Source organism: Streptomyces sp. E11-3 (assembly GCF_046540415.1).
Lineage (GTDB): Bacteria > Actinomycetota > Actinomycetes > Streptomycetales > Streptomycetaceae > Streptomyces.
This window is the reverse complement of record NZ_JAZGRL010000002.1, coordinates 2051163-2076996: the sequence shown is the minus strand read 5'-3', so window position 1 is coordinate 2076996 and position 25834 is coordinate 2051163. Positions and strand designations below refer to the sequence as shown.

The following is a 25834-nucleotide window of genomic DNA, read 5'->3' as shown; positions in this document are numbered from 1 at the left end:
GCGCGGGGCGGCAGTATAAGCGGGGGTCGCGGGGTGCGGCTGGACCGTCCGGGGGGGGGGCGCCGGGCCCCGCGGGCCCCCCCCTCCGCGTTGCGGTACGACCTCTGCTTAGAGCTTGACGCGTACCTCGTTACGCAGCTTTGCGACGGTCTCAGCAGCGTCCTCAAGCGAGGCCCGCTTGCCCGATGCGGCGTTCGCGATGTCCATGGGCATAGCCCAGCCGAGCGTGCTGTAGTCGCCCCAGGCGCAGTACGCGAAGCTCAGTTCCTTGGGACCCTTGCCGGAAGCGGCGCCAGGGTTCGGCGTCTTGGCCTCCTGGCACTTCAGGATCGCACCGTCGAGGGAGTCCGGCGTGTGTGCGGTCGGGGAGCCGACCAGTTCGACGGGCGAGTCCTTGTCCTTCTCTGCCTCGGCCTTCATATGGGCGAGCATGGCGTCGACGACCTTCTCCGGGTCGTCGATCTCGCCGTAGACACCGGCGTACTGGATGCCCTTCTGGCTCAGCGGGTTGTTCTTGTCGCCCGCCTCGTAGCCGGCGCTGATGTCCGTGGGGTTCTTCACCCCCCACTGCTCGGCCTCCTTCATGTCGGCGTCGGTCATGGAGCTACCACCGCTGCGTTCCTTCTTGTACTCGCCGAGCACGGTCTCCGGCGCCGTCAGCTTGTGCGGCCCGTCGTCCTTGATGTCGCCGCTGCCGCCGCCGCCCATGAACCACCAGATCCCGCCGCCGATCGCGGCCAGCGCGACCACCGCGCCGATGATGATCCCGACCTTCTTGCCACCGCCGCCACCGGCCGGCGGGGGCGGCGGCACCTGGCCGTAGGGCTGCTGTTGGCCGTACGCGGGTCCAGGCTGCTGCGGCTGGCTGTAGCCGCCCTGCTGCGGCGGGACGCCCTGGGGCGCCTGCTGCGGGTAGCCGTAGCCCGGCTGGGGCTGCTGCTGCGGGTAGCCGTAGCCGGGCTGGGGTGCCTGCGGCGGCTGCTGGCCGTAGGGACCCGGCTGACCGTACGGTCCGGGCTGCTGAGGCTGTCCGCCGTACGGGCCCGGCTGGTTGTGGCTCATCTCTCTGTCCCCTCAAGATGCTTATGCGTTCCGAACATCCTCGCGGACGTCTCCACCGCATGGGGTGGCGGGGGCCACTCCGTTACCGGGGAATCTGGTTTCGGTACAAGACGGTGACGCCTCTAAACTGTGCGTCGTGACCGAGAACACTCAGCATCAGACAGACCACGACCCCACCCCCGAGCTGCCGAAGACGTTCGCTCCGGCCGAGGTAGAGGGGCCGCTGTACGAGCGCTGGGTAGACCGCGGTTACTTCACCGCCGACGCGAAGAGCGACAAGCCGCCGTACACCATCGTCATCCCGCCGCCGAACGTCACCGGCTCGCTGCACCTGGGCCACGCCTTCCAGCACACGCTGATGGACGCGCTGACCCGCCGTAAGCGCATGCAGGGCTACGAGGCGCTCTGGCTGCCCGGCATGGACCACGCGGGCATCGCCACCCAGAACAAGGTCGAGCAGCAGCTCGCCGAGGAGGGCAAGTCCCGCTACGACCTGGGGCGCGAGGAGTTCACCGAGCGCGTCTGGCAGTGGAAGGAGGAGTACGGCGGCAAGATCCTCGGCCAGATGCGGCGGCTCGGCGACGGCGTCGACTGGTCGCGTGAGCGCTTCACCATGGACGACGGGCTGTCCCGCGCCGTCCAGACGATCTTCAAGAAGCTGTACGACGACGAGCTGATCTACCGCGCCGAGCGCATCATCAACTGGTGCCCGCGCTGCCTGACCGCGATCTCGGACATCGAGGTCGACTACCAGGACGACGACGGCGAGCTGGTCTCGCTGAAGTACGGCGAGGGCGACGAGACGGTGGTCGTCGCCACCACCCGGGTCGAGACGATGCTCGGTGACACGGCCGTCGCGGTCCACCCGGACGACGAGCGCTACGCCCACCTCATCGGCAAGCGGATCAAGCTGCCGCTGACCGACCGGACCATCCCGGTCGTCGCCGACACCCATGTCGACCCCGAGTTCGGCACCGGCGCCGTGAAGGTCACGCCCGCCCACGACCCGAACGACTTCGCCATCGGCCAGCGGCACGGCCTGGAGTCCTTGACGATCATGGACGAGCGCGCGGTCATCACCGTGCACGGCCCCTTCCAGGGACTCGACCGCTACGAGGCCCGCTCCGCGATCGTCGCCGCGATGCGCCAGCAGGGCCGTGTCGTCGCCGAGAAGCGTCCGTACACCCACTCCGTCGGGCACTGCTCGCGCTGCAAGACGACCGTCGAGCCGCGCCTGTCGCTCCAGTGGTGGGTCAAGGTCGAGACGCTCGCCAAGGAGGCGGGCGACGCCGTCCGCGACGGCCGGGTCCAGATCCACCCCAAGGAGCTGGAGAAGCGGTACTTCGACTGGGTCGACAACCTCAACGACTGGTGCATCTCGCGCCAGCTGTGGTGGGGCCACCGCATCCCGGTCTGGTACGGCCCCGAGGGCCAGGTCGTCTGCGTCGGCCCCGACGACGAGGCCCCGACGGGCGAGGGCTGGACCCAGGACGAGGACGTCCTGGACACCTGGTTCTCCTCCGGCCTGTGGCCGTTCTCGACGCTCGGCTGGCCCGAGCAGACCCCGGACCTGGAGAAGTTCTACTCGACCGATGTCCTGGTCACCGGGCACGACATCATCTTCTTCTGGGTCGCCCGGATGATGATGTTCGGCCTGTACGCGATGGACGGCAAGGCTCCGTTCAAGACCGTCGCCCTGCACGGCCTCGTCCGGGACGAAAACGGCAAGAAGATGTCCAAGTCCTTCGGAAACGTGGTCGACCCGCTCGACTGGATGGACAAGTACGGCTCGGACGCCCTGCGGTTCACGCTCGCGCGCGGCGCCAACCCGGGCACCGACGTTCCGATCGGCGAGGACTGGGTCCAGGCGTCCCGTAACTTCGCCAACAAGATCTGGAACGCCACGCGCTTCGCGCTGATGAACGGCGCCACCGTGGAGGGCGAACTGCCGCCCGCCGAGCGGCTGTCGGCGACCGACCGGTGGATCCTGTCGCGCCTGAACGAGGTCGTCACGGAGGTCGACGCCTTCTACGAGGACTACCAGTTCTCCAAGTTGAGCGAGGCGCTCTACCACTTCGCGTGGGACGAGGTCTTCGACTGGTACGTCGAGCTGTCCAAGACGACGTTCATGGCGGGCGGCGAGCCCGCCGAGGCGTCCAAGCGCGTGCTGGGCGAGGTCCTGGACGTCACGCTCAAGCTGCTGCACCCGATCGCCCCGTTCGTCACCGAGACGCTGTGGACCACGCTCACCGGGCGCGAGTCCCTGGTCGTCGCCGACTGGCCCAAGGACAGTGGCTTCCGCGACACCGGTGCCGAGCGGGAGATCGAGACCCTCCAGCAGGTGATCACCGAGGTCCGCCGCTTCCGCGCCGACCAGGGGCTGCAGCCGGGCCAGAAGGTCCCCGCGCGGCTCTCCCTGGACGGTACGGCGCTGGCCCCGCACGAGGCGGCCATCCGCCAGCTGTTGCGCCTGCAGCCGGAGGGCGACGCCTTCCAGGCCACCGCGACCCTGCCGGTGGCCGGGGCGACGGTCGCGCTCGACCTGTCGGGCACGATCGACGTGGCCGCCGAGCGCAAGCGGCTGGCCAAGGACCTCGCGGCGGCCGACAAGGAGGTTTCGGCGGCGAACGCCAAGCTGGGCAACGAGGCCTTCCTGGCCAAGGCGCCCGACCAGGTCGTGGAGAAGATTCGCGGCCGGCTGGCCAAGGCCGAGGCCGACATCGCCCGTATCCAGGGGCAGTTGGACAGCCTCCCGCCTGCCTGACCCGTACGATGCCCGTCTGACCCGTACGACGCAGGGCCCCGGAATCCGCCAGGTCGGTTCCGGGGCCCGTTGCGTGCGCGGTCGCGTCAGGCCGAGCGCAGCCCCAGCCGGAACAGCTCCGCGTCCGCCAGCATGTCCAGCGTCTCCGGATCGCCGTTGCGCCAGCCTTCCGCGAGGCTGCCCGGCGTCGCGTCCGGCAGGGCGGTCGCGGTACGGGCGACCTCGTCCAGGGGACGCATCAGCGTGCGCAGCGCGAGCAGCTCCCGACCGTCCTCGGAGGTGGCGAGGTCCCGGGCCGCGGACGCCTGCCGGGTCCAGCGCAGCCGCCGCGGCAGCCACAGGGCGAGCGCCAGACCGACCGGGAGGACGAACAGCGCGACCGCTCCGGCCGCGGCGAGCGCGTCCACCGCCTGCTGACTGCCGCCGCCCGCGGTCGCGAACCGGTCCCCGGCGCCCGCGACCGTACGCAGCGTCGCGTCGAGCTTGCCGCCGACCAGCGGCACCCTGGCGGCCGTCGCGCCCGCCGCGGTCAGTTCCGCGCTGAAGCCGCTCCCCTCGGCACCCTTGGCGGGCTGGGCGAGCAGCTGCGCGAGCCGGTACGCGGTCACTGCGACCGCGGCCCACAGTGCGGCCCACAACAGGACCGCGCCATCGACGATCATCTGCCGCGTACGGCGGCTGGAGCTCTGGGCATAAAACATGCCCCTATTGCACCCTTATCGTCTGGTTAGCCGGTGAGGCCGCGCCGCGACCGCGGCGGACGGTCGCCGGAACGGGTCAGTCACCCGTTCACCGGCCTACGCCGCCGACATCAGTCGCTGCAGCGAGTCGAAGTCCTCCACGCACTTCCCGCACCCCAGCGCCACCGAGTCCAGCGGATCGTCCGCCACCACCACCGGAATGCCGGTCGCCGCGGCCATCCGCGCGGCAAGCCCGGGCAGCAGCGCGCCGCCGCCTGTGACGACGATGCCGTGCTCCATCACATCGCCGGACAGCTCGGGCGGGCACTCCTCCAGCGTCGCCTGTACGGCGGACAGGATCGCCTCGACGGGCTCGTGCAGCGCGGCGCGCACCTCGCGGGCCGTGAGGTCGACCGTCTTGGGCAGTCCGCCGGCCTTCTCCCGGCCGCGCACCGTGAAGGTCCGCCCCTCGAAGGTGTCGTCGCCGGGCACCGGACCGGCCGACCCGATCGCGACCTTGATGTCCTCGGCGGTGCGCTCGCCGATCAGCAGCGCGTGCTCCTTGCGCACGTGGTCGGTGATCGCGGTGTCGAAGCTGTCGCCGCCGACCCGCAGCGACCGGGCGGTGACGATGCCGCCGAGCGAGATCACGGCGACCTCCGACGTGCCGCCGCCCACGTCCACGACCATCGAGCCGCGCGGCTCGGAGACCGGCAGGCCCGCGCCGATCGCCGCGGCCATCGGCTCCTCGATCAGATGGACGGCGCGGGCGCCGGAGCGCTGTGCGGCCTCCACGATCGCCCGCCGCTCCACCGGGGTGATCCCGCTCGGCACGCAGACCACCATGCGCACGCGCGGTCGCCGACCCGGCACCGTCTGGGCCACGAAGTGCCGGATCATCTCCTCGGCGGCCTCGAAATCACTGATCACGCCGCCCCGCAGCGGGCGGACGGCCGTGATGGAGCCGGGGGTGCGGCCGATGGTCTCCTTGGCCTCTGTGCCGACGGCGAGCGCGGTGCGGGTGCCCTCGCGGACGGCGACCACCGACGGTTCGTTGAGCACGATGCCCTGGCCGCGGGCGTAGAGCAGGGTGTTGGCTGTGCCGAGGTCGATACCTATGTCCATGATCGTCAAGTCTGCCCGGTTATTCCGGGAAAGGGGTGGTCGAAGGTCCTGGACAGGGCGGGTCGAAGGTCCTGTCACACCTTCTCCGTAGACTGGCTTACGTGAGTGAGCTCCCCCCGCACGACAGCAGCGAGCCCGACCCCTTCGAGGGCATCGTCGAGGCCGAGACCCAGCGCGACCCCGACCTGGCGGTGATCGAGGCCGGCAGCCGCACCCTGCGTACCCAGGCGGGGCCGCCGCAGGGCGACGGCATCCCGGCGCGGCCCGAGGACCCGGAGGTGGACAAGGCGCTGCGGACGGTCGAGGCGGAGCTGGCCACCCGGTGGGGTGAGACCAAGCTGGAGCCCTCGGTCAGCCGTATTCAGGCGCTGATGGACGTGCTGGGCGACCCGCAGCGCGCGTACCCCTCGATCCATCTCACCGGCACCAACGGCAAGACGTCCACGGCCCGCATGATCGAGGCGCTGCTCGGCGCCTTCGAGCTGCGCACCGGGCGGTACACCTCGCCGCACGTCCAGTCGGTCACCGAGCGGATCAGCCTGGACGGCGTCCCGATCAGCGCCGAGCGCTTCGTCGAGACGTACGAGGACATCAAGCCGTACGTGGAGCTGGTCGACGCCCAGCAGGACTACCGGCTGTCCTTCTTCGAGGTGCTCACCGGCATGGCGTACGCGGCCTTCGCGGACGCCCCGGTGGATGTCGCGGTCGTCGAGGTCGGCATGGGCGGCAGCTGGGACGCCACCAATGTGATCGACGCGGATGTCGCCGTGGTCACCCCGATCGACCTGGACCACACCGACCGGCTCGGCTCCACGCCCGCCGAGATTGCCGTCGAGAAGTCCGGGATCATCAAGCAGGACGCCACCGTGATCCTGGCCCAGCAGCCGGTGGACGCCGCGCAGGTGCTGCTCAAGAAGGCCGTCGAGGCCAATGCCACGGTCGCCCGCGAGGGCATGGAGTTCGGCGTGGTGTCCCGGCAGATCGCGGTGGGCGGCCAGCTGCTGACGCTGCGTGGGCTCGGCGGTGCGGCCTTCGAGTACACAGAGATCTTCCTGCCGCTGCACGGCGCCCACCAGGCGCACAACGCCGCGGTGGCGCTCGCCGCGGTCGAGGCGTTCTTCGGGGTCGGCGCGCAGCGCAGCGAACCGCTGGACGTCGAGGTGATCCGCTCGGCCTTCGCCACGGTGGTCTCGCCGGGCCGCCTGGAGATCGTGCGCAAGTCCCCGACCGTCCTCCTGGACGCCGCGCACAACCCCGCCGGGGCGCGCGCCACGGCCGCCGCGATCAGCGAGGTCTTCGACTTCAGCCGACTGGTCGGGGTGGTCGGGGTGAGCGACGGCAAGGACGTACGCGGGCTCCTTGAGGCCTTCGAGCCGATCTTCGCGGAGATCGTCGTCACGCAGAACACCAGCCACCGCGCGGTGGACGTGGACGAACTGGCCCAGGTCGCCGTCGAGGTCTTCGGCGACGACCGGGTCCAGGTCGAGCCGCGCTTGGACGACGCCCTGGAGGCCGCGATCACGCTCGCGGAGGAAGAGGGCGAGTACACCGGTGGCGGCGTCCTGGTCACCGGGTCCGTCATCACGGTCGGCGAGGCCCGGCTGCTCCTGGGGAAGGGCTGATCCTCGATGCGTACGCTCTGCGCCTCCACACTGATCGGCGAGATCTTCGTCATCGGCTTCGCGGGCCTGGTCGCGATGAAGGAGCCGGACCTGGCCACCTCCACGGTGTGGACGGTCTGCGGGGTCGCCATGGTCCTGTGTCTGCTGCTCTGCGGAATGATCACCCGGCCCGGCGGGATCCAGCTGGGCTGGGCACTGCAGATCGCCCTGATCGCCAGCGGCTTCGTCATCCCGACGATGTTCTTCCTCGGAGCCTGCTTCGCGGCCCTGTGGTGGGCCTCGGTCCACTTCGGCCGCAAGATCGACGAGGCGAAGGCCCGCTTCGCGGCGCAGGCTGCGGAGCAGGGCGAGGGTGCGTAGGGCGGTCTGAGACCTTCCATGCCGTCCTGGTCGGAGGCCGGATGTAACCCCCTGTAGTGGGTCCGGGTATCGTGCGGCTCAATCCCACGAGATCGCATGTAGACCGGTTGGAGCCGCACATGACCCAGCGCACCCTCGTCCTGCTGAAGCCCGACACCGTACGCCGCGGTCTGGTCGGGGAGATCATCGGCCGGATCGAGCGGAAGGCGGACTGGCGCATCACCGCGCTGGAGCTGCGCACCCTGGACCGGGCCACCCTGGAGACGCACTACGCCGAGCACGTCGGCCGCCCCTTCTACGAGCCGCTGGTCGAGTTCATGCTGTCCGGCCCGATCGTCGCGCTGGTCGTCGAGGGCGAGCGGGTCATCGAGGGCGTACGCGCGCTGGCCGGGCCGACCGACCCGATCGCCGCTGCGCCCGGCTCCATCCGTGGCGACTACGGCACGATCGTCCGGGAGAACCTGATCCACGCGTCGGACTCCGAGGAGTCCGCCGAGCGTGAGCTGAAGATCTTCTTCCCCGGCTCCTTCTGAGCCTTGTGACGGCTGCCGCCGACGGCCGCCGTCGCTGGCCGCCGTCTCGCCTGGCGGACACCGCACGGGCCCCCGGAACTTTTTCCTGACGGCATGTCAGCACGGCGGGGTCCATGACCTGGGCGGCCGCCCACGCGGCGGCCGCCCTTTGGCATATGCAAGCCGATTGGGGGAACGCATCCTTCCATCGGCACGTCCCCATTAGCGGGACGGCGATTCATCTGCTGACAATGGCGAAGACCCTTCACGTCGCGTCCATCCGGGCGCGACTACGATGGGGCTTCACCCCACCACACCCAACTCGCCGACCTAACCAAGCCATCGACGCTCCATGGGAAGGCCAGACGCTCCTGATGGGAACCACTATGTCGTTCATCGGCCGTGACATGGCTGTCGACCTCGGGACCGCCAACACGCTGGTGTACGTCAGGGGCCGGGGAATCGTACTCAACGAACCGTCCGTGGTGGCCATCAACACCAATACCGGTGGCATCCTCGCGGTCGGCGCAGAGGCGAAGAAAATGATCGGCCGCACCCCTGGCAACATCGTCGCGGTCCGCCCTCTGAAGGACGGCGTCATCGCCGACTTCGAGATCACCGAGCGGATGCTCCGCTACTTCATCCTCAAGATCCACAAGCGCCGGTACCTCGCCCGGCCCCGGGTGGTCGTCTGTGTCCCCTCCGGGATCACCGGAGTCGAGCGCCGCGCGGTCATCGAGGCCTCCACCCAGGCCGGTGCCCGCCAGGTGCACATCATCGAGGAGCCCATGGCCGCGGCCATCGGCTCCGGGCTGCCGGTCCACGAGGCCACCGGCAACATGGTGGTGGACATCGGCGGCGGCACCACCGAGGTCGCCGTGATCTCGCTCGGCGGGATCGTCACCGCGCAGTCCATCCGCGTCGCCGGCGACGAGCTGGACAACGCGATCATCCAGCACATCAAGAAGGAGTACTCGCTGCTCCTCGGCGAGCGCACCGCCGAACAGATCAAGATCACCATCGGTTCCGCGTACGACATGGACAAGGACGAGCACACCGAGATCCGCGGCCGCGACCTCGTCAGCGGCCTGCCCAAGACGGTCGTGATCTCCGCCGCGGAGGTCCGCAAGGCCATCGAGGAGCCGGTCAACGCGATCGTGGACGCCGTCAAGACGACCCTCGACAAGTGCCCGCCCGAACTCTCCGGCGATGTCATGGACCGCGGCATCGTGCTCACCGGCGGCGGCGCCCTGCTGCGCGGCCTGGACGAGCGGCTGCGCCGCGAGACCGGCATGCCGATCCACATCGCCGAGGACCCGCTGGACTCCGTGGCCCTCGGCTCCGGCAAGTGCGTCGAGGAGTTCGAGGCTCTGCAGCAGGTGCTGGACGCGTCACCGCGCCGGTGATCCAGCACAGTAAGATCACGCATCCGCCGTACGGGCCTGCCCTTCCGTACGGCGGATCGTTGATATAGAGGGCACCACACATCCCATACAGGTAACACTCACCCGATTACCGGCAACACCCGGCCGATACCGGGCACACGAGCCTCATACGGGAAACACCGTCTTACCCATTCCGACGAGGAAGGCACGGCCGCCGCACGTGAGGGACACACGAGAGAGCCGGTTGCTCCTGGTGCTGCTGATCGCCATCGCGTTCGCACTGATCACGGTGGATATCAGAGGCGGCGAGGAGTCTCCGGTCGACGGTGCCCGCCGAGCCGCCGCGACGGTCTTCGGACCCGTGCAGAACAGCGTGGCCGGCGCCGTCGATCCGGTGGGCAACGCCATAGCTGCCGTCCGTGACTCCGGCGACCGACACAGCCGTATCAGCGCACTCGAACGCGAGAACGCGGCCCTGAAGGCCAAGCTCGGCAGCGACGACCGCAACCGCAGCCGGGTCCGCCAGCTCGACAAGATGCTCAAGAAGGCGGGCGCGGGCCAGTACGCGATCAAGGGCGCCGAGGTCATCGCGATAGGGGCGGCCCAGGGCTTCTCCTGGACCGTCACCATCGACGCCGGAGCGGGCGACGGCATCACCCGCGATATGACCGTCCTGAACGGCGACGGCCTGGTCGGCAGGGTCACCACGGTCGGCCCGACCACCTCCACGGTCCTGCTCGCCAGCGACCCCGGCTTCACCGTCGGCACCCGCATGGAAGGCAACGACGAACTCGGCTTCGCCACCGGACGCGGCGACCGCAACCTCGCCGTACAGATGCTCAACGGCAAGGCCAAGGTCAAGAAGGGCGACCGGATGGTCACCTTCGGCTCCCAGGCCGACAAGCCGTTCGTGCCCGGCGTCCCGCTCGGCGAGGTCGTCCGCGTCGACCCCTCGGGCGGCGACCTCACCCGTACCGTCTATGTGAAGCCCTACGTGAGCTTCACCCAGCTGGACGTCGTCGGCGTCGTCGTCGAAGCGCCCCGCAAGGACCCACGCGACAAGGTCCTGCCGGAGCCGACCAAGCCGAAGCCGACCCCGACCGTGACCGTCACGGTCAGCCCGCCGGGAGAGGCGCCCGCCGACGGATACGAGCAGGAGTAGCAGCTGATGCGTTTCAACCGGATGCTCCTGGCCACCACCCTGGTCGTCGTCGCCCTCGTCATCCAGGTCACCGTCCTCGCCCGGCTGCACCTGCCCGGCGCCGTGCCCGATCTACTGCTGCTCACCGTCCTCGGCCTCGCCCTGGTGTACGGCCATGTGAGCGGCGCCCTCATCGGCTTCGGCGCCGGACTGCTCGCCGACCTCGCCCCGCCCGCCGAGCACGCCGCGGGCCGCTACGCCCTGGTGCTCTGCGTCATCGGCTACCTCGCAGGACTGGTGAAGCCGGAGAAGGGCCAGGTCCGATCCGCCACCGGACCGCTGTTCGTCGTGGTCGGCGCCGCGCTCGGCGCCACGCTGCTCTACGCGGGTGTCGGCACCCTCGTCGGCGATGACGCGGCCAGCCATGTGGGCCTGGGCAACCTGCTGTTCACCGCCGCCCTCTACGACCTGCTGCTCGCGCCGTTCGTCGTCCCCGGCGTGATGGCGCTGGCCAGACGGGCCGAGAACGACCCGCTCGCCGAGACGAACGGCAACACCAAGGCCAGCGATGTCTCCTCCGGCTGGCTCTCCACCGGCACCGGACTGAGCATCGGCGGCCAGCGCGGCGGCCTGCGCACCAAGATGGCCAAGACCAAGGCGGCACGCGCCGGACGCATCAAGGGGGTCAAGCGGCTGTGACGACGACGATCCGGCCGACGACCCACACCCACGACTGACCAGGGGGCAGACGTGACGAATATTCCCGAGACCGGCAGGACCCCCCGCGTCCAGATCCGGCTCATCATGATCCAGATCCTGGTCCTGTCGCTGCTCCTCACCCTCGGCGGCCGCCTCTGGTACCTGCAGATCCGCAACGGCGACGAGTACGCCAGCGAGGCCAGCGGCAACCACGTCCAGCGGGTCGTCACCCCCGCCGTACGCGGCTCCATCCTGGACGCCCGCGGCGTCCCGCTCGCCGACAACCAGACCCGCCTGGTCGTCTCCGCGTCCCGTACCAAACTGATGAAGATGAAGGACGACGGCGACGCGGTCCTCACCCGCCTCGCCGACGTCCTCGGCATGAAGCCGAAGGACGTCGCCGACAAGGTCCGCCTCTGCGACGCCAAGACCCCGCAGCCCTGCTGGAACGGCTCCCCGTACCAGCCCATCCCGATCACCGACGAGGCGACACCCAAGCAGGCCCTGCAGATCCGCGAGCGCGCCGAGGACTTCCCCGGCATCACCGCCGAACCCACCGCCGTACGCCGCTACACCGCACCCGGCGACGCCAACACCGCCCAGGTGCTCGGCTACCTCTCGCCCGTCACGGACGAGGAGATCCAGGCGGCCAAGGACAGCGAGTCCCCCTACCTGCGCTCCGACCAGGTGGGCCGCTCGGGCCTGGAGCGCACCTACGACAAGCAGCTGCGCGGCAAGGCGGGCGTGACCGCCTACGAGGTCGACAAGCTCGGACGCGTCATGGGCCAGACCCAGAGCGACGCCGCCCGGCCCGGCTCCAACGTCGTCACCAGCATCGACGCACAGGTCCAGCGGGTCGCCGAGTACGAGCTCAACGAGGCGATGAAGGCCGCCCGCAACGAGACCGACAAGATCACCGGCCGCAAGTACGAGGCGGACTCGGGCGCCGTGGTCGTCATGGAGTCCAAGACCGGCCGGGTGGTCGCCATGGCCTCCAACCCCGACTACGACCCCAACGCCTGGGTCGGCGGGATCTCCGGCAAGGACTACGCCAAACTCACCGGCAAGAAGGCCAACTACCCGCTGCTCAACCGGGCCATCCAGGGCCAGGCCGCACCCGGCTCCATCTTCAAGGTGGTGTCCGCGAGCGCCGCCGTCCGCGCCGGCTACCCCTTCGACGGCCGCTACAACTGCTCCAGCTCGTACAGCGTCGGCGGCCAGAGCTTCGCCAACTTCGAGTCCAAGGGACACGGCCCGATCAACCTCGGCCAGGCACTCGAAGTCTCCTGCAACACCGTCTTCTACGCGCTGGGCCACAAGGAGTGGCAGCGCGACGGCGGCAACAAGCCGAAGAAGAACGCCAACGACTGGTTCTACAAGACCGCACGCGACTTCGGACTCGGCGAGGAGACCGGCATCGACCTGCCGAACGAGGTCAGCGGGCGCATCCCGGACCGCCAGTGGAAGAAGGACTACTGGGAGGCCAACAAGGACGCCTGGTGCAAGCAGGGCAAGAAGCGCGGCGACTACGCCGAGCGGATCGCCTACGAGAACTGCCTCGAAGGCAACCGGCTGCGCGCCGGTGACAGCATCAACTACGCCATCGGCCAGGGCGACATCCTGGTCACACCCATCCAGATGGCCACCATCTACTCGGCCATCAGCAACGGCGGCACCCTGTACGACCCCACCGTCGGCAAGGCCGTCATCAGCCCCGACGGCAAGGACGTCAACGAGATCAAGCCCAAGTCGCACGGCAAGCTGCCGATAGACAAGAAGACCGTCAAGCAGCTGAACGCGGCCCTGAGCGACGTCGCCACCCGGGGCACCGCCTCCTGGCGCTTCGGCGGCTGGCCACAGGACAAGATCCCCATGCACGCCAAGACCGGCACCGCCCAGGTCTACGGCAAGCAGACCACCTCCTGGCTCGCCACCTACACCGAAGACTTCACGGTCGTCATGACGATCTCCCAGGCGGGCACCGGCTCCGGCGCGTCCGGACCGGCCGTCCGCAACATCTACGAGGCCATGTACGGCGTCGACGAGAACGGCAAGCAGAACCTCAAGAAGGCCCTGCTGCCGGCGCCCCGGAAGAGCCTGCCCAAGATCGACTCGGATGGCTCGATCGACGCACCCAAGGTCAAGCCGTACGACCCCGCCAAGGAGGCGGAGGCGGAGGCCGACCCGGCAGGGGAAGAGGAAGTGTTCACGGCCGGACCCCAGGGAACCGGCGGCGCCCCCGCCGGAGCACCCCCCGCAGGCGTCCCCGCGGTCGGGAGGCAGCCCTGATGACCGGCAATACCTTCTCCGTATCCGGGTACGGACCCGACCGCGGCACCTGGTCCAAACTGCTGGCCCGCGACTCCGTCACCCGCAGGCTCGACTGGCCACTGCTGGTCTCCGCGCTCGCCCTCTCCCTGATCGGCACGGTCCTGGTCTACTCGGCCACCCGCAACCGCACCGAGCTCAACCAGGGCGACCCGTACTACTTCCTCACCCGGCACGCCATGAACACCGGCATCGGCATCGCCCTGATGATCGGCACCATCTGGATCGGGCACCGGGCGCTGCGCACCGCGCTGCCCGTGCTCTACGGCCTCTCGGTCTTCCTGATGCTGCTGGTCCTCACCCCGCTGGGCGCCACCATCAACGGCGCCCGCTCCTGGCTGGTGATCGGCGGGTTCTCGCTCCAGCCGTCGGAGTTCGTCAAGATCACGGTGATCCTGGGGATGGCGATGCTGCTCGCCGCCCGGGTCGACGCGGGCGACCGCACCTACCCCGACCACCGCACCGTCGCCCAGGCCCTGGCGCTGGCCCTGGTACCGATCGTGGTCATCATGCTGATGCCGGACCTCGGCACGGTCATGGTGCTCGCGGTGGTCGTGCTCGGCGTCCTGCTCGGCTCGGGAGCCTCCAACCGCTGGGTGCTCGGACTGCTCGGCGCGGGAGCGGCCGGTGCCGTCGCCATCTGGCAGCTCGGCGTACTCGACGAGTACCAGATCAACCGCTTCGCGGCCTTCGCCAACCCCGCACTCGACCCCTCGGGCGTCGGCTACAACACCAACCAGGCGCGCATCGCCATCGGCTCCGGCGGCCTGACCGGCACCGGCCTCTTCCAGGGCAGCCAGACCACGGGCCAGTTCGTCCCGGAACAGCAGACCGACTTCGTCTTCACCGTCGCGGGCGAAGAGCTCGGCTTCCTCGGCGCGGGCCTGATCATCCTGCTGTTCGGCGTGGTGCTGTGGCGCGCCTGCCGCATCGCCCGCGCCACGACCGAGCTCTACAGCACCATCGTGGCCGCCGGGATCATCGCCTGGTTCGCCTTCCAGACCTTCCAGAACATCGGGATGGCCCTCGGCATCATGCCGGTCTCCGGACTGCCGCTGCCCTTCGTGTCGTACGGCGGAACGGCGATGTTCGCGGTGTGGATCGCCATCGGCCTGCTGCAGTCGATAAAGATCCAGCGCCCGCTGTCGGCGTAGCGCGGCCCCCCGGGGGTCTGCCCATCACGCCGTTTCGCGACTAAATTCGGTTCATGGCGGAGACAAAGCGCGAGATCGAGCGAAAGTACGAGGGTTCCGCAGTAGCCGAAGGCGCCGGCCTACCCGATCTGACCAAGGTCGCCGGAGTGTCGGCCGTCATCGACAAGGGCGTCGCCGAACTCGACGCGACCTACTACGACACGGCCGACCTCAGACTCGCCGCGGCGAACCGCACCCTGCGCCGTCGCACCGGAGGCGACGACGCGGGCTGGCACCTGAAACTCCCGGTCTCCGAAGGCGTACGGGACGAGATCCGCGCCCCGCTCTCCGCCACCGTGCCGCGCGCGCTCGCCGGGCTCGTACGGGCCAGAGCGAGGGACGCGGAGCTGCTCCCCGTGGTCCGGCTGGCCTCCGCCCGCGACGTACGCCACCTCGTGGACGCGGACGGCGCCCTGCTGGCCGAGGTCAGCGTGGACGCGGTGCGCGCGGAGCGGCTCACCGAGGGCGGCGGCACATCGGAGTGGACCGAGATCGAGGTCGAGCTGGCCGACGAAGGGGACCCGGCGCTTCTGGACAAGGTCGAGAAGAAACTCCGCAAGGCGGGCCTGCGTCCATCGGGCTCGGCGTCGAAGCTGGCCAGAGCACTGGCGGACACGGCGCCGGAAGGAGCCGAGACCGGGACCAAGACCAAGTCCAAGACCGCGTCCAAGTCCTCCGACGGGACCCCGACCGCCGGAGACCACGTACTCGCCTACCTCCGCACCCAGCGCGACGCCATCGTCGAACTCGACCCCGCCGCCCGCCGCGACCTGCCCGACTCCGTGCACCAGATGCGGGTCGCGACCCGCCGTATGCGCAGCGCCTTCCGCTCGTACCGCAAGGTCATCGACCGCGCCGTCACCGACCCCATCGGCGTGGAGCTCAAGTGGCTGGCCGCCGAGCTCGGCGTCGACCGGGACCGCGAAGTGCTCACCGAACGCATCCAGCAGGGCCTGGCCGAACTGCCCAGAACCCTGGTGACCGGCCCCGTGCGCGGCCGCCTGCGCACCTGGTCGGCCGCCCGCCGCTCCGGCTCACGCCGCCACCTGATCGCCGTACTCGACGGCAAGCGCTACCTCGCGCTCCTGGACACCCTGGACGCCCTGCTCGACGCACCCCCGCTGCTCCCCGCTGCCGCGAAGCCGCCCACCAAGGCCATCCCCAAGGCCGTACTCCGCGACTACAAGCGCCTCTCCACACACGTCCAGGACGCCCTGGACGCCCCGCCTGCCACCGAAGACCGCGACCGCGCGATGCACGAGGCCCGCAAGAAGGCCAAGCGCACCCGGTACGCGGCCGAGGCGGCGGTCCCCGCGCTGGGCAAGCCCGCCAAGAACCTGGTGCGCTATATGAAGGACCTGCAGAACCTGCTCGGCGAGCACCAGGACAGCGTCATGGTCCGCGGAGCCCTGCGCGACCTCGCCACCCAGGCGCACGCGGCGGGCGAGAGCTCCTTCACGTACGGAGTGCTGTACGGCCGCGAGGAGCAGAAGGCCGCCGCGTACGAACGCGATCTCCCGGCCAAAAGCCCCGGCCGGCACCCCGAGTACGCAGACGATCTTCGAGCGGGCCGGAGGGTTCGCAAATCGCGTTAGTCTTGAGGGTCACCCCTGCCAGCTCATGAAGGTTCGCGATGCCTGTCGAGTCCGTCTTTCCTCAGCTCGAGGCTCTGCTCCCGCATGTGCAGAAGCCCATCCAGTACGTGGGCGGAGAGCTCAACTCCACCGTCAAGCCGTGGGAGAGCTGCGACGTCCGCTGGGCGCTCATGTACCCGGACGCGTACGAGGTCGGACTGCCCAACCAGGGCGTCATGATCCTGTACGAGGTCCTCAACGAGCGCGAGGGCGTGCTCGCCGAGCGCACCTACAGCGTCTGGCCCGACCTCGAAGAACTGATGCGCGAGCACCAGGTGCCGCAGTTCACGGTGGACAGCCACCGTCCGGTCAAGGCCTTCGACGTCTTCGGGCTCTCCTTCTCCACCGAGCTCGGCTACACCAACATGCTCACCGCCCTGGACCTCGCGGGCATCCCGCTGGAGGCCAAGGACCGCGGCCTGGACGACCCGATCGTGCTCGCCGGAGGCCACGCCGCCTTCAACCCCGAGACGATCGCGGACTTCATCGACTGCGCGGTGATCGGCGACGGCGAGCAGGCCGTGCTGGAGATCACCGAGATCATCCGCGCCTGGAAGGCCGAGGGCCGCCCCGGCGGCCGCGAGGAGGTCCTCTTCCGCCTCGCCAAGACGGGCGGCGTGTACGTCCCCGGCTTCTACGACGTCGAGTACCTCCCCGACGGCCGCATCGGCCGCGTCGTACCCAACAAGTCCGGCGTCCCGTGGCGGGTCTCCAAGCACACCGTCATGGACCTCGACGAGTGGCCCTACCCCAAGCAGCCGCTGGTCCCGCTCGCGGAGACCGTGCACGAGCGCATGTCGGTGGAGATCTTCCGAGGCTGCACGCGCGGCTGCCGCTTCTGCCAGGCGGGCATGATCACGCGTCCGGTGCGCGAGCGTTCGATCACCGGCATCGGCGACATGGTCGACAAGGGCCTGAAGGCGACCGGCTTCGAAGAGGTGGGCCTGCTCTCCCTCTCCTCGGCGGACCACTCCGAGATCGCCGACGTCGCCAAGGGCCTGGCGGACCGCTACGAGGACGACAAGATCGGCCTCTCGCTGCCCTCCACCCGCGTGGACGCCTTCAACGTCGACCTCGCCAACGAACTGACCCGCAACGGCCGCCGCTCCGGACTGACCTTCGCTCCCGAGGGCGGCTCCGAGCGGATGCGCAAGGTCATCAACAAGATGGTCTCCGAAGAGGACCTGATCCGGACCGTGTCGACCGCGTACGGCAACGGCTGGCGCCAGGTGAAGCTGTACTTCATGTGCGGCCTGCCCACCGAGACCGACGACGACGTCCTGCAGATCGCCGACATGGCGACCAAGGTCATCCAGAAGGGCCGCGAGGTCTCCGGCAAGAACGACATCCGCTGCACGGTCTCGATCGGCGGCTTCGTCCCCAAGCCGCACACCCCCTTCCAGTGGGCCCCGCAGCTCTCCTCCGAGGAGACCGACGCCCGTCTGGCCAAGCTCCGCGACAAGATCCGCGGCGACAAGAAGTACGGCCGCTCCATCGGCTTCCGCTACCACGACGGCAAGCCCGGCATCATCGAGGGCCTCCTCTCCCGCGGCGACCGCCGCGTCGCCTCGGTCATCCGCGCCGTGTACGAGGACGGCGGCCGCTTCGACGGCTGGCGCGAGCACTTCAGCTACGACCGCTGGATCGAGTGTGCCGAGAAGACGCTGCCGCAGTTCGGCGTGGACGTCGACTGGTACACCACCCGCGAGCGCTCGTACGAGGAAGTCCTCCCCTGGGACCACCTGGACTCCGGCCTGGACAAGGACTGGCTCTGGGAGGACTGGCAGGACGCACTCGACGAGACCGAGGTCGAGGACTGCCGCTGGACGCCGTGCTTCGACTGTGGGGTGTGTCCTCAGCTCGACCTCGATATCCAGATCGGCCCGACGGGCAAGAAGCTCCTGCCGCTGACGGTGGTCAAGTAGCGTACGTGGTGCGGGAGTACGGGGTACTCCCGCACAATGGCGCGATGCCCCGGCTCGTAGCGCCCGATGTCCGACTCCGCGTCTCCTTCCTTGAGGCGATGAAGGAGTTCGCCGCCGAAGACTCCGGTGACACGCTGGCTCGGGAGCTCGCCGAGCACGGCGCCAGCTGGCAGGAGCCGGAGGGCTTTGCGCGGTATGTCGCCGCGGTTCGCGAGGAGGAGCTCGAAGAGGGCCGTCGGCCCGCGGGCTTCGTACCCGCCACCTGGTACTGGTACGTCGACGGTGACACCTTCCTCGGGCGGATACAGCTCCGCCACCGACTCACCCCGCAACTGCACGACTTCGGTGGTCACATCGGATACGGCGTGCGGCCGTCGGCCCGTCGCCGGGGCCACGCCACCGCGATGCTGCGCGCCATCCTGCCGTATGCCCGCGGCCTCGGGCTCGAACGGGTTCTGGTCACCTGTGACGCCACCAACACCGGCTCCCGCAGGGCGATCGAGGCAAACGGTGGGGTGCTGGAAGACGAGCGCGGTGGGAAGTTGCGGTACTGGGTGGGGACGGGGCGCATCCTTTCGTGAGGCTGAAGCGTCTTGTGGGTTATGGAACTTGAGAAGCGCCCTGGTCAGCCGCCTGCGGGTGGGGGGTGTCTGACGACTGTCATCCGCATTCCGGTGCGGATCGTGGTCCTGGTGCTGGTTGTTCCGGTCCGGATGGCCTGGGACCTGTTGGTCGCCGGTGGTCTCCTGCTGCGGCGGACGGTGTTGCGGCCGCTCGGGCGGGCTACGGGCTGGTGCTGGCGGACGCTGGTCGTGGGGCCGGTGACGGGGGTCGGGCGCGGGCTGGCGTGGCTGGGCCGGGNACACCCGTTGGGCACGGGATCGCCTGGGCGGTGCGTGGCGTCGGTGCCGGGCTGGCGTGGCTGGGCCGCGGGGCCTGGGCCGGTGCGCGGGGGGTCGGTGCGGTTGGGGTGTGGCTGGCTCGGTATCTCGTTGTGGTGCCTGCCGGGTGGTTGTACGGGAAGGTGTTGACGCCTGTCGGGCACAGGCTGGCGTGGCTGGCGCGTGGGGCCGGGGCCGGGCTCGGGTGGCTGGCCGGGGTGATCGGCGCGTGGCTCGGGTGGCTGGGCCGCGGGGCCAGGACCGGGCTCGTATGGCTCGGGGTGGCGGTGACGCTTCCCGTCGTGTGCGTCTGGCGGTGGGTGCTGGTGCCCGTCGGGCGGGGGATCGCGGTCGTGGCCCGGGAGGTCGGGGAGGCCTTCGGGCACGCGTGGCGGATCGCCGGGCATGTGTCCCGCGCGGTCGGGCGCGCGCTGGGAAGGCTGCTGCGGTGGCTCTTCGTGAACCCGGCGCGGTGGGTGTACGCCGCCGTGCTCACCCCGGCGGGGCATGCGGTACGCGACACCGTCTGGCGCCCCCTGGCGCAGGCCGCCAGGGACGCGGGCCGCTTCGCGCGCCAGGTCGGCCAGGACGCGGGCCGCGCCGCGCGGCAGGCGATCACCGCCGCCCGCGAGAGCGCGCGGCAGACCAGGGCCGACATCCGGCGGATGCTGTTCGGGGCAGCGCACGACGAGCGGGAGCCGGTGCGGCTGGCGGAGGCCCGAAGGGAACCGGCCCTGGCCGATACACGTACTCTAGGTAGCAGTACGACAGCACTGACGAAGCTCACGAAGGACTAAGACACTGGGCAAGCGACAGCCCGAAGGCCCGCCGCCCGCACCCGCGGTGCAGCGCATTCGCCTGCGCTACACCAAGCGCGGCCGCCTCCGGTTCACCAGCCACCGCGACTTCCAGCGCGCCTTTGAGCGGGCGCTGCGCCGCGCCGAGGTCCCCATGGCGTACTCCGCGGGCTTCACCCCGCACCCCAAGGTGTCGTACGCCAATGCCGCACCCACCGGCACCGGCAGCGAGGCCGAGTACCTGGAGATCGCTCTCACCGCGCAGCGGGATCCCGCACAGCTGCGGGAGCTGCTCAACGAGTCTCTGCCGGACGGCCTGGACGTCACCGACTCCGTCGAGGCCCGTACCTCGGGCCTCGCCGACCGGCTGCAGGCCTCGGTATGGGAGCTCAGGCTCGACGGGGTCGCCCCGGAGGATGCCGAGAAGGCCGTCGCGGCCTTCCTCGCGGCCGAGACCGTAGAGGTCGAGCGGCGCACCAAGAACGGCATGCGGTCCTTCGACGCGCGTGCCGCGGTGGCGACCCTTGAGGCCCACGCCCCCGAGGCACTCCGTCCACAGGCTGATAGGCCGGGGGACCGGCCCTGTGCGATACTGCGGCTGGTTGTTCGGCACGTGACGCCTGCCGTACGACCCGACGACGTCCTGTCCGGTCTCCGAGCTGTGGCCGACCTGGCGCCGCCGGTCCCCGCAGCGGTGACCAGGCTGGCGCAGGGGCTATTCGATGAAGAGACCGGCACGGTGACCGACCCGCTCGCGCCCGACCGCGAGGCAGTCACGGCCGCCCCCATCGCTCATCAGGGGTCGGCGGACTGACCGCCGCGGCAGCGCAGGTGCCGGAAGGTTCCGCGTAGGGACGGTCGCACTGACCAGGAGACTTTCGCCAGGCCGTGCGTACATCGCGTACGGAACCGGCGAGACAAGACACAGAGAGCTCCCGTGCGGCGCCCGCGCCCCCGGACGGCGGCCCCGCGCATCGCGCGCCGGCCGCGGACGTCACCGGACAGGCGCGGCGCCCGGGAGCCTGACGGGAGAACCGCCCGCATGCTCGAGCCGAACGACCCCGGTGTGACCGGGGAAGCAGAGGGTCACCGCACCACCCCAGGCGACAAACTGCCGCCTCGACGCCGCCGCCGAGCCGCGTCCCGCCCCGCGGGTCCGCCCGTGGGGGCCGCCGCGGACACCGGTGCCGCGGCCATACCGCCCACCAGCGCCTCCGCGCTCGCGGATGACCCAGTTGAAGAAGTAGAAGAAGTGGCGGAAGTAGTGGGCGACGTGGCAGCTGCCGTCGTCGCTGACACGCCTGCCGCCGAAGAGGCCGCGCCGCGACCCCGCCGTCGTGCGACGCGCCGTGCGGCCGCGCCCGCCGGTGCGCCGAAGGCCGCCGACGCGGCAGCCGAAGCACCCGCCGCCGTCAAGCCCGAGGCCGCCGGGGAGAGCGACGCCGACACGGCTGCTGCCGCCGAGACCGCCGACGACGCGGCCCCGCGCCGCACCCGCCGCCGCGCCACCCGCAAGGTGACCGCCCCGGCCGGTGCCCCCGGACAGGTCGAGCCCGTGGTCGAGGACGCCCCGGCCGCCGCCGACGCGCCCGCCGCTGAGGCCACGGCCCCCGAAGCCCCCGCCGACGAGGCCGCGCCCCGTGGGCGTACGCGTCGTCGTGCGACCCGTAAGGTCACCGCCCCCGCAGGGGCGCCCGCGCAGACCGAGACCCAGACCGAGGAGCCCGCTGTGGCCGCCGCTGGAAACGACGCGGCCGACAGTGCCGCGGAAGCGGTCGAGGTGCCTGCCGCCGAGACTCCCGCCGACGAGGCCGCGCCGCGTGGGCGTACGCGTCGTCGTGCGACCCGTAAGGTGACCGCCCCCGCCGGGGCGCCCGCGCAGTCCGAGACCGAGGAGCCTGCCGTGGCCGCCGCTGAGAACGAGTCGGCCGTCGCCGGTGCCGCGCGGGACGAGTCCCCGGAGGCTGCCGCCGATGAGGCCGCGCCGCGTGGCCGTACGCGTCGTCGTGCGACCCGTAAGGTGACCGCCCCCGCCGGAGCCCCCGCGCAGCCCGAAACCGAAGCCGAGCCCGAGGCCGCGCAGCCCGAGGCCCCCGCCGAGGAGCCCGCGGCTGACGCGGGACCGCGCCGGGGCCGTCGCCGTGCGACCCGTAAGGCCGCCGAGATCTTCACCGCGCCGGTCGGGACCGTCGGCGGAGCCGAGCCGGAGCCGGAGTCGGCGCCGGAACCGGAGGCCGAGGAGGAGGCCGCGGGTTCGCGCCGCCGCCCCAAGCGCCCGGCTGTCGCCATGTTCCAGGCGCCGGTGTTCACCGAGCCGATGTTCCAGACGCCGGAGAGCGCCGCGGCCGCCGCTGCCGCGGAGTCCGTCGAGCCCGAGGACGAGGACGAGGAAGCCGCGCCCGAGGAGGTCGCGCCGGAGGAGCCCGTGGGCCGCAGCCGTCGCCGCCGCCGTCGCGGCGAGCAGGCCGCCGAGCCGGTGGCCGCCGCTCCCGTGGCCGAGGCGCCGCAGGAGTCCGCTGAGTCCGCCGAGTCCGATGAGGAGGCCGAAGAGGCCGCCGAAGCCGAGGACGCCGAGGCGCAGGGCGAGCGGCAGGGCCGTCGCCGTCGCCGTGGTGGCCGTCGCCGCCGTCGTGGCGAGTCCGCCGAGAGCGACGCCGCCGAGGACGCCGAGCAGGTGGCCGCCGAGCAGGCCGAGCAGGACGCCGAGGACACCGCCGAGCAGGCTGAGGAGGACGCCGAGGACGAGCGCGCCGAGCGCGGGGAGGCCGGCGGTTCCAGCAGCAGCCGGCGCCGCCGTCGCCGCCGCCGTCGCGCGGGCGACTCGGCCTCCGACGCGCAGCCGGGCGACGGCGACCCGGAGCGCACGGTCGTCAAGGTCCGTGAGCCGCGCAAGAAGGAAGACCACCGGGAGGCGCCCTCCGACGAGGTGCAGTCCATCAAGGGCTCGACCCGCCTGGAGGCCAAGAAGCAGCGCCGCCGCGAGGGCCGCGAGCAGGGCCGCCGCCGGGTGCCGATCATCACCGAGGCCGAGTTCCTCGCCCGCCGCGAGGCCGTCGAGCGCGTGATGGTCGTCCGGCAGAGCGGCGAGCGCACCCAGATCGGCGTCCTTGAGGACAACGTGCTCGTCGAGCACTACGTCAACAAGGAGCAGGCGACGTCGTACGTCGGCAACGTCTACCTGGGCAAGGTGCAGAACGTCCTGCCGTCGATGGAGGCCGCCTTCATCGACATCGGCAAGGGCCGCAACGCCGTCCTGTACGCGGGCGAGGTCAACTTCGAGGCGCTCGGCATGGCCAACGGGCCGCGCCGTATCGAGTCCGCGCTCAAGTCCGGCCAGTCCGTGCTCGTGCAGGTCACCAAGGATCCGATCGGCCACAAGGGCGCCCGGCTGACCAGCCAGGTATCCCTCCCCGGCCGCTACCTCGTGTACGTGCCCGAGGGCTCGATGACCGGCATCAGCCGCAAGCTCCCGGACACCGAGCGGGCCCGGCTGAAGACCATCCTCAAGAAGATCGTCCCCGAGGACGCGGGCGTCATCGTGCGCACCGCCGCCGAGGGCGCGAGCGAGGACGAGCTGCGCCGTGACGTCGAGCGGCTGCAGGCGCAGTGGGAGGACATCCAGAAGAAGTCGAAGCAGGCCTCCACGAGCTCGCCGAGCCTGCTCTACGGCGAGCCGGACATGACCGTCCGGGTGGTCCGCGACATCTTCAACGAGGACTTCTCCAAGGTCATCGTCAGCGGCGCCGAGGCCTGGGACACCATCCACGGCTACGTCGACCATGTCGCGCCCGACCTGGTGGACCGGCTGTCCAAGTGGACCAGCGAGGTCGACGTCTTCGCGACGTACCGCATCGACGAACAGCTGATGAAGGCGCTGGACCGCAAGGTCTGGCTGCCCAGCGGCGGCTCGCTGGTGATCGACAAGACCGAGGCGATGATCGTGGTCGACGTCAACACCGGCAAGTTCACCGGTCAGGGCGGCAACCTCGAGGAGACCGTCACCAGGAACAACCTGGAGGCGGCCGAGGAGATCGTGCGCCAGCTGCGGCTGCGCGACCTGGGCGGCATCGTCGTCATCGACTTCATCGACATGGTCCTGGAGTCCAACCGTGACCTGGTGATGCGTCGCCTGCTCGAGTGCCTGGGCCGGGACCGTACCAAGCACCAGGTCGCCGAGGTCACCTCGCTCGGCCTGGTCCAGATGACGCGTAAGCGGGTCGGCCAGGGGCTGCTCGAGTCCTTCTCCGAGTCCTGCGTGCACTGCAACGGCCGCGGCGTCATCGTGCACATGGAGCAGCCGACCACGGCCGGTGGCGGCGGTGGCGGCAAGCGCTCCAAGAAGCGCGGTCGCGGCGGCGAGCAGGCGCCCGAGCAGCTGGAAGCGGCCCCCGCGCAGGCGGAGACCGAGGCGGAGGTGGCGGCCGAGGCCGCGGCGCCCGCGAAGCTGCCGGAGCCCGAGTTCGTTCCGGACGAGGAGCTGTACAGCAGCCCGGCCGAGGCGGAGGCCGCGGCGGGCCGTGGCCGCTCCCGGCGCCGGGCCAGCCGCAAGGCGACGGCTCCGGCCGGTCCCGCGAAGGCGTCGGCTGAGCCGTATGTCCCCGCTGAGGCGCCGAAGGCCGAGGCTCCGGTCGAGACCCCGGTTGAGGCCCCGGTCGCGGAGCCTGCCGAGAGCGCTGTCGAGGAGGCGGCGCCGCGCGCCACCCGTCGCCGGTCCCGTAAGGCGTCCGCGCCTGCTGGTGCGCCGAAGGCGGCCGCTGAGCCGGTGGCCGTGGTCGAGGCTCCGGAGCAGGCCGCTGTGGTGGCTGAGAGCGCGGTCGAGGCACCTCAGGCCCCGGAGGCCCCCGAGGTCGCTGAGGCCCCCGAGGCTGCCGAGGAAGCGGCTCCCAAGGGTCGTGGCCGCCGTCGGGTCGCCCGTAAGGCGTCCGCGCCCGCCGGGTCGCCCAAGGCGTCCGCCGAGCCGGTGACCGTCATCGAGGCGCCGGTCGAGACTCCGGTCGAGACCCCTGCCGTGCCCGAGGCCGCCGAGCCGGTCGCGGAGCCCGTGGCCGAGCCCGTCGCCGAGGTCAGCCAGGACGCGGCCCCGCCGCGGCCGCGCAGGCGCGCCGTCCGCAAGGCCGCCGCGCCGACCGCGTCGGAGGAAGCTGCCGTGGTGGTGGTCCCCTCGGTGTCGAGTGACACCGCCGAGGCTCCCGCGACGGCCGAGGCTCCCGTGACCGAGGAAGCCGTGACCGAGGAAGCCGCGACCGAGGAAGCCGCGACCGAGGAAGCCGCGACCGACGAGGCCGCCCCGGCCAAGAAGGCCGCGCGCAAGTCGGCGAAGAAGGCCACCGCCAAGAAGGCCGCCACCAAGAAGACGGCGACGGCCAAGAAGACCGCGGCCAAGACCGCGGCGAAGAAGACGACGGCCAAGAAGGCCGCCACCAAGAAGACGGCGGCCAAGAAGACCGCGGCGGCGGAGCAGCAGACGCTGCCCTCCGTCTCCGCACCGGCCGACGAGGCCTGACAGCCGGTCTTCCCGTCCTCCGGCCCCGGTCCACTGACCGGCGCCGGAGGACGGTCCTGGGGCCCGGCCGAGGGGCTGGTTTGACCCTTTCGGGCCAGGACCCGTAATCTTGACCGTCGGCGTCTGTTAGTACGCCAACCCTCTGAGCATCTCCCTCCCGTGTTCGCGCGGGAGAGGCCGCTCGTCCAATCCGGATCATCGGTGCCCCTTGGGGCCCGTGTGA

17 protein-coding genes and 1 pseudogene are annotated in these 25834 nt (G+C 70.8%); 15 read left to right on the top strand and 3 right to left on the bottom strand.

Annotated features, from left to right (window positions below):
- Positions 1-108: 108 nt before the first annotated feature.
- A complete protein-coding gene (locus tag U9R90_RS28505; protein WP_411059550.1) occupies positions 109-1062 on the bottom strand; it encodes a hypothetical protein in 954 nt (317 codons plus the stop codon).
- A gap of 136 nt (positions 1063-1198) precedes the next feature.
- Here U9R90_RS28505 and U9R90_RS28500 point away from each other — a divergent pair, with 136 nt between their 5' ends.
- Positions 1199-3826 (top strand): valine--tRNA ligase, encoded by a 2628-nt coding sequence (locus U9R90_RS28500; RefSeq protein WP_411059549.1) that lies wholly within the window; start codon positions 1199-1201, stop codon positions 3824-3826.
- A gap of 86 nt (positions 3827-3912) precedes the next feature.
- Here U9R90_RS28500 and U9R90_RS28495 read toward each other — a convergent pair whose 3' ends face one another.
- Both U9R90_RS28495 and U9R90_RS28490 read right to left on the bottom strand, forming a co-directional pair.
- Positions 3913-4527, bottom strand: a complete 615-nt coding sequence (locus U9R90_RS28495; RefSeq protein ID WP_411059548.1) for a hypothetical protein — start codon at positions 4525-4527, stop codon at positions 3913-3915.
- A gap of 96 nt (positions 4528-4623) precedes the next feature.
- On the bottom strand, positions 4624-5631 hold the full coding sequence (locus tag U9R90_RS28490) for a rod shape-determining protein (protein ID WP_411059547.1): 1008 nt from the start codon (positions 5629-5631) through the stop codon (positions 4624-4626).
- A gap of 101 nt (positions 5632-5732) precedes the next feature.
- Between U9R90_RS28490 and folC the strand changes: the two genes are divergently transcribed.
- From folC to U9R90_RS28420, 14 genes and pseudogenes are all read left to right on the top strand, one after another.
- Complete coding sequence (folC, locus tag U9R90_RS28485; protein ID WP_411059546.1) at positions 5733-7253, top strand: bifunctional tetrahydrofolate synthase/dihydrofolate synthase; 1521 nt, start codon at positions 5733-5735, stop codon at positions 7251-7253.
- A gap of 6 nt (positions 7254-7259) precedes the next feature.
- Positions 7260-7613: a DUF4233 domain-containing protein gene (locus U9R90_RS28480; protein ID WP_411059545.1), complete on the top strand. Its 354-nt coding sequence runs from the start codon at positions 7260-7262 to the stop codon at positions 7611-7613.
- 119 nt (positions 7614-7732) lie between these two features.
- Positions 7733-8146, top strand: a complete 414-nt coding sequence (gene ndk, locus U9R90_RS28475) for a nucleoside-diphosphate kinase (protein WP_411059544.1) — start codon at positions 7733-7735, stop codon at positions 8144-8146.
- Positions 8147-8511: 365 nt separating this feature from the next.
- On the top strand, positions 8512-9531 hold the full coding sequence (locus U9R90_RS28470) for a rod shape-determining protein (protein ID WP_052580008.1): 1020 nt from the start codon (positions 8512-8514) through the stop codon (positions 9529-9531).
- A gap of 199 nt (positions 9532-9730) precedes the next feature.
- Complete coding sequence (mreC, locus tag U9R90_RS28465) at positions 9731-10672, top strand: rod shape-determining protein MreC (RefSeq protein WP_411059543.1); 942 nt, start codon at positions 9731-9733, stop codon at positions 10670-10672.
- A gap of 6 nt (positions 10673-10678) precedes the next feature.
- A complete protein-coding gene (mreD, locus tag U9R90_RS28460) occupies positions 10679-11350 on the top strand; it encodes a rod shape-determining protein MreD (protein ID WP_411059542.1) in 672 nt (223 codons plus the stop codon).
- A 51-nt stretch (positions 11351-11401) separates the two neighbouring features.
- Positions 11402-13639, top strand: a complete 2238-nt coding sequence (mrdA, locus tag U9R90_RS28455; protein WP_411059541.1) for a penicillin-binding protein 2 — start codon at positions 11402-11404, stop codon at positions 13637-13639.
- Complete coding sequence (gene rodA / locus U9R90_RS28450; RefSeq protein ID WP_411059540.1) at positions 13639-14832, top strand: rod shape-determining protein RodA; 1194 nt, start codon at positions 13639-13641, stop codon at positions 14830-14832. The genes mrdA and rodA overlap by 1 nt, the downstream gene beginning before the upstream one ends.
- Positions 14833-14885: 53 nt before the next feature.
- Positions 14886-16466 (top strand): CHAD domain-containing protein, encoded by a 1581-nt coding sequence (locus U9R90_RS28445; RefSeq protein WP_411059539.1) that lies wholly within the window; start codon positions 14886-14888, stop codon positions 16464-16466.
- 38 nt (positions 16467-16504) lie between these two features.
- Positions 16505-18430, top strand: a complete 1926-nt coding sequence (locus U9R90_RS28440) for a TIGR03960 family B12-binding radical SAM protein (protein ID WP_411059538.1) — start codon at positions 16505-16507, stop codon at positions 18428-18430.
- A 44-nt stretch (positions 18431-18474) separates the two neighbouring features.
- Positions 18475-19011 (top strand): GNAT family N-acetyltransferase, encoded by a 537-nt coding sequence (locus tag U9R90_RS28435; protein WP_411059537.1) that lies wholly within the window; start codon positions 18475-18477, stop codon positions 19009-19011.
- A 21-nt stretch (positions 19012-19032) separates the two neighbouring features.
- A pseudogene (locus tag U9R90_RS28430) lies at positions 19033-20108 on the top strand (hypothetical protein).
- Between the two features lie 46 nt (positions 20109-20154).
- A complete protein-coding gene (locus U9R90_RS28425; protein WP_411059536.1) occupies positions 20155-20922 on the top strand; it encodes a TIGR03936 family radical SAM-associated protein in 768 nt (255 codons plus the stop codon).
- Between the two features lie 228 nt (positions 20923-21150).
- A complete protein-coding gene (locus U9R90_RS28420; RefSeq protein WP_411059535.1) occupies positions 21151-25611 on the top strand; it encodes an Rne/Rng family ribonuclease in 4461 nt (1486 codons plus the stop codon).
- Positions 25612-25834: the final 223 nt, after the last annotated feature.

What these genes read in the sequence shown, in the direction of transcription:
- U9R90_RS28505 (WP_411059550.1), bottom strand. Translation starts at nt 1,062, where the DNA reads ATGAGCCACAACCAGCCGGGCCCGTACGGCGGACAGCCTCAGCAGCCC.
- U9R90_RS28495 (WP_411059548.1), bottom strand. Translation starts at nt 4,527, where the DNA reads ATGTTTTATGCCCAGAGCTCCAGCCGCCGTACGCGGCAGATGATCGTC.
- U9R90_RS28490 (WP_411059547.1), bottom strand. Translation starts at nt 5,631, where the DNA reads ATGGACATAGGTATCGACCTCGGCACAGCCAACACCCTGCTCTACGCC.
- U9R90_RS28480 (WP_411059545.1), top strand. Translation starts at nt 7,260, where the DNA reads ATGCGTACGCTCTGCGCCTCCACACTGATCGGCGAGATCTTCGTCATC.
- ndk (WP_411059544.1), top strand. Translation starts at nt 7,733, where the DNA reads ATGACCCAGCGCACCCTCGTCCTGCTGAAGCCCGACACCGTACGCCGC.
- U9R90_RS28470 (WP_052580008.1), top strand. Translation starts at nt 8,512, where the DNA reads ATGTCGTTCATCGGCCGTGACATGGCTGTCGACCTCGGGACCGCCAAC.
- mreD (WP_411059542.1), top strand. Translation starts at nt 10,679, where the DNA reads ATGCGTTTCAACCGGATGCTCCTGGCCACCACCCTGGTCGTCGTCGCC.
- rodA (WP_411059540.1), top strand. Translation starts at nt 13,639, where the DNA reads ATGACCGGCAATACCTTCTCCGTATCCGGGTACGGACCCGACCGCGGC.
- U9R90_RS28445 (WP_411059539.1), top strand. Translation starts at nt 14,886, where the DNA reads ATGGCGGAGACAAAGCGCGAGATCGAGCGAAAGTACGAGGGTTCCGCA.
- U9R90_RS28440 (WP_411059538.1), top strand. Translation starts at nt 16,505, where the DNA reads ATGCCTGTCGAGTCCGTCTTTCCTCAGCTCGAGGCTCTGCTCCCGCAT.
- U9R90_RS28435 (WP_411059537.1), top strand. Translation starts at nt 18,475, where the DNA reads ATGCCCCGGCTCGTAGCGCCCGATGTCCGACTCCGCGTCTCCTTCCTT.
- U9R90_RS28420 (WP_411059535.1), top strand. Translation starts at nt 21,151, where the DNA reads ATGCTCGAGCCGAACGACCCCGGTGTGACCGGGGAAGCAGAGGGTCAC.